Below are 4065 nucleotides of genomic sequence, written 5' to 3'. Positions count from 1 at the left end.
GTCTTATAGATCATGCTGTCGTTCTCTCTGACAGCATAATAATAAACATACCTGAAATCAATATCCGTTTTGAAGCGCTGGTACCCTTCCCATAAACTGGTAATATAAACATTGCGGGCGGCCGGTGCACCACCGGATATCGCACCATGGAAGAGGTTCACATAGAACGTTATTTCCAGTGGCCCATCATTGAGTTGCTGAAGAATCTTTTGTGTGCGTGGGTGCACTGTTCTCAGTTGTTGTGCAGTGGTGTCAACGTACCATGTGGTTGCCGGGCGGGAACCAAGGTATCCGATAGTCAGGCCGATGACGACAATACTGATATACCTTCCGGCTTTTGCATGCCATTTCCTGGTTTCCAGGCCATCCTGCATTTTCAGGTAGGTAAATCCCACGAACATGAAAATGATGACGAGGTAGTAAAGGATGTCTTTACTGGCTATGAGTCCGGTGATCATATTGGCCGTTCTGCCCCCCACAGAAAGGAACCAGGTGAGGTCCCTCACAAATTCATATTGCTGCCAGAGGCCACCAATCCTGAATAATATGAAGAAGAGTGTGAAGCTCGCTATGGCTGAAACGATCTGGTAGGATGTAAGGCTGCTCATGAAAAATCCTACTGCCGTCAATGCACTCAGAAGGAGAAAGATGCCGAGCGATGCGGTCAGCAGTGGCGGATAATCCAGCGACTTGATATCGGTGAATCCTACTATGATAAAGATACCACATACAGCTACCAGCATCAGGCAATATGCTACCATCGCCAGGTATTTGCCCAGCACGATCTGTCTGAGTTTTACCGGGGATGAATAGAGTAGTTTGATAGTGCCGTTGTTGAACTCCTTATTGATCACACCCATGGTAAGGAGCGGTACGAACAGGTAGAGCTGGCTAAGCAATGTAGCGAAATAGCCGCCGTTCGGGTTACTGAAGAACATGGATGTAACTGATTCTACAGCGTAGTGTTTGAACTCAGGCTGGTTTTTCGACATCATTGCCACCAGCTTTGAGATCATATACATGTAGTTGGTATAAAATACGGCGCTCAACACCAGCATGATGATACCCAGGAACCAGGCGATAGGAGAATAAAAGAGATGCCTCAGCTCGTTCTTTGCAATTTTCAATATGATGCGCATCAGTGAATGGTTTGGGAAGATAATTGTTTGAAGATGTCATCGAGAAGCCCTTTGTCATACCCGATCTCCCGCAACTTCCACCCGTGCTGAACGCTTGCGTTGACGAGCCTGTCGTTCATTTCCTGGTCACCGTCGAAAAGAATGCGCACCTGGTTAGCGTTAAGGAACTCAACACCAGTGACCCCTTTGATCTGCTGGAGCTCCTGTTGGGATGGAGGATTGTCGAGCTTCAGGATGATCGAGCGCGCCTGTGTGTAATTGTTGAAGGCGTCCATACTGTCTGAGAATACGATCCTGCCGGTTTCTATCATGATGATATCACGACATAACAGGTTGATCTCTGACAGGATATGTGATGATAATAACACCGTATGTTCCTGTGCGATTTCCCTGATCAGTTTTCTCATTTCAATCAGCTGGTTGGGGTCAAGGCCATTGGTTGGCTCATCCATTACCACCAGTTTGGGTTTGTGAATGATGGCCTGTGCAATGCCCACGCGTTGCCGGTAACCGCCGGAAAGGTTTTTGATCAGGCGGGAGCTGAAATGAGCGAGCCCGCATTTTTCTTTCACTTCCTCCACGGCTGATTTTACAGTACGTTTATCCATCAATCTCAGTTCGGCGGTATAGGTGAGGTATTCATCAATGGTGAGATCTGTATACAAAGGTGGATGCTGCGGCAGGAAGCCGATCTGCCGCTTTGCTGCTTCAGGATCTTTTCGTTTGTTGATGCCATTTATATATACATTGCCCTCGGTTGCGTTCAGGGTGCCGCAAATGATATTCATGGTGGTGGATTTGCCCGCTCCATTGGAGCCAAGCAGCCCTACAATACCATGTTCTGCAATCCCGATATTGATATCGCGAATGGCCCAGTTACTGCTGTAGCGGTGCGATAGATTCTCTGTTTGTAAGATCATGTATAGAGATTTTTTTGATTTTATGGCATGCGGCAAGCCAACCGCCTCCCCGGCGATTATTATATCTTTTGTCCGCATTAAATAGATGGATTAATTATCGGGTATACGTAAACGTTATATTGAATGAAATACAACTGATGACTTTTTCAACAGGGTGCTCTTTGACTACCTGGGGTGTATTATATAATTCCACCTGAACAGGTTTTGTATTACCACTTCTGAAAAAATAATTATTGCAGGCAAAAAATGCAGAGAACAGAAGTATGCAGCCGATATGTTCTTTCATGAACTGCATGGCGCGCAACAGGTGCACTTTCACGGTGTTGGGGGAGAGCTGGAGGCGGTCTGCTATTTCATCCCGGCGAAGACCTTGTTCTTTGCTGAGATACAACACCAGTTGTTGCTGAGCGGGAAGTCTGCTGAAAGCTTTCCGGATAAAACTCTCCTTTTCTTTTCCGATAAATTCTTCTTCCACATTGTTATGAAAGTTGTTGTTGTTACTAAACCGGTTGTGTATACGCGTTTGCGCAGATATGTACCTGATATGTTTCCGGGATAGATTGGTGACCACTTTTATCAACCAGCCAACCGGATTGCCGGGAAGTATTTTTGAATGTTGCAGCCACAGTTCCAGGAAGGCTTCCTGTACAATGTCTTCAGCCGCCTGTTTGTTGCCTGTGATCCGCCACGATACGTATTGTAATTGTGCTGTCCAGTCTTTTACCAGTTTGGTGTACTGGTATTGAAAAAGGTAAACGGGAACATCCCTGCGGCAGACGGGCTGCACGCAGAGATGTTCTTCTTTCATGGCTATAAGGAAAGGACGATGGTTAGTGGTGCTCGTCATGAACGTTCATTTATCCGTAATACCCGCTTGTCAGTCCGGTAAACTGAAACCCGCCTGCTTAGCGAACTTCCTGATTGTATTGAATTTTTGCAGAATTAGTTCGTGACCAGCATATTCATTATTGAAATCTGCTGTTGAATAATGGAACGCGGCCGTGAGATAGGTGCGGAGATCATCCATTTCACGGGGTGGGGTGTTGAGATACAAGGGCGGCCAAAGCGGGTCCCCCACATTTATATATTTCAGGAACCCGATAGTTTCCGGTTCGGGCACAGTTGCGGGATCCATAAATATGTAGAACGGAAGACCGTAGTAAATATCGAAAGGCAATGGATTGACGCCAGGTTGCCTGGATACGCTGAAAAATTCCTTTTGTAATTCTCCGGGAAAAATGCTGTTTAGTTTTTTCTCTGCCAGACCTGCCATGATGGAAGCTATGTAGATCTTTTTTTCCTCGTTGTTCATGGCTTCCACATCCATCATTTTTATGGCAACAGTATTGAAGCCCTGCCAGGATGTCCATCCATCAACAACTGTTGTATTCAGCACCGGCAAAGTGTTCCAGAGAGAATCCACCAGCAGGATACTGGGAATGATCAACCCTTTCGGCAGTTGAGGAATGAGCTGTTCTTTCAGCAGCGTCATCAACGCGGGTATGGGGGCTTTTGAAGAAATATGTTTAAAGTTCAAAATCTGGTTGCCAAAAAGCGAATAGCTCAACGACAATTTGATATAGGAGTATTGAGGAACGCCGGCATTGTTCCGCACTTCTTTCCTGGCAATGGTGTCGTTGTAAAAACTGGCAATGCCTGTGTTCTGGTAGAATTGAAAGATGGCGTGATCTGCGGGATCAGCCGGATTGTCTTTTATGATGAAATAGTTCTCGTCCTCTTTGCTCGGTTCGAGCGCTTTTTCCTTTTTGCAGGCAGTGGCCAGCAAGATCGTTGCCAGCAGAAAATACACCTGCAATGCCTTCGTGGGGGAAAAACTAATAGCTGGTTTCATGATTCAGTTGATTTGGATGTTGTGATTCATCATTGCTTCAGCGGTCTGGCTGGTCTTGTTTCGTTGGTCAGGCTACCCTGGTTGAACTCTATTTCGTCATTCGCAATGGGTACTATGTAAGCAGCTTTATCCTGGTCATAGGGAGCCAGTTCAT

At 46.1% G+C, this 4065-nt stretch carries 4 protein-coding genes; all 4 read right to left on the bottom strand.

Translation table 11 applies throughout. The features are described 5' to 3' along the window. The coding region (locus ACTHMC_RS20885) for an ABC transporter permease subunit (protein ID WP_440416077.1) at positions 1-1139 on the bottom strand (1139 nt) is incomplete at its 3' end. Then, positions 1139-2059 carry an ABC transporter ATP-binding protein gene (locus ACTHMC_RS20880; protein ID WP_440416075.1) on the bottom strand — a complete coding sequence of 307 codons (921 nt, stop codon included), beginning with the start codon at positions 2057-2059 and terminating at the stop codon, positions 1139-1141. The genes ACTHMC_RS20880 and ACTHMC_RS20885, both read right to left, overlap by 1 nt. Before the next feature lie 94 nt (positions 2060-2153). Next, entirely contained in the window at positions 2154-2906 is a 753-nt protein-coding gene (locus ACTHMC_RS20875; RefSeq protein ID WP_440416074.1) for an RNA polymerase sigma factor, read from the bottom strand. Between the two features lie 30 nt (positions 2907-2936). Beyond that, positions 2937-3911, bottom strand: a complete 975-nt coding sequence (locus ACTHMC_RS20870; RefSeq protein ID WP_440416072.1) for a hypothetical protein — start codon at positions 3909-3911, stop codon at positions 2937-2939. Positions 3912-4065 lie beyond the last annotated feature (154 nt).

The sequence above is a fragment of the Pseudobacter sp. genome (genome assembly GCF_051955275.1).
Lineage (GTDB): Bacteria > Bacteroidota > Bacteroidia > Chitinophagales > Chitinophagaceae > Pseudobacter.
Note: the sequence above shows the minus strand (reverse complement) of the source record. Positions and strands in the feature narration are given on the sequence as shown.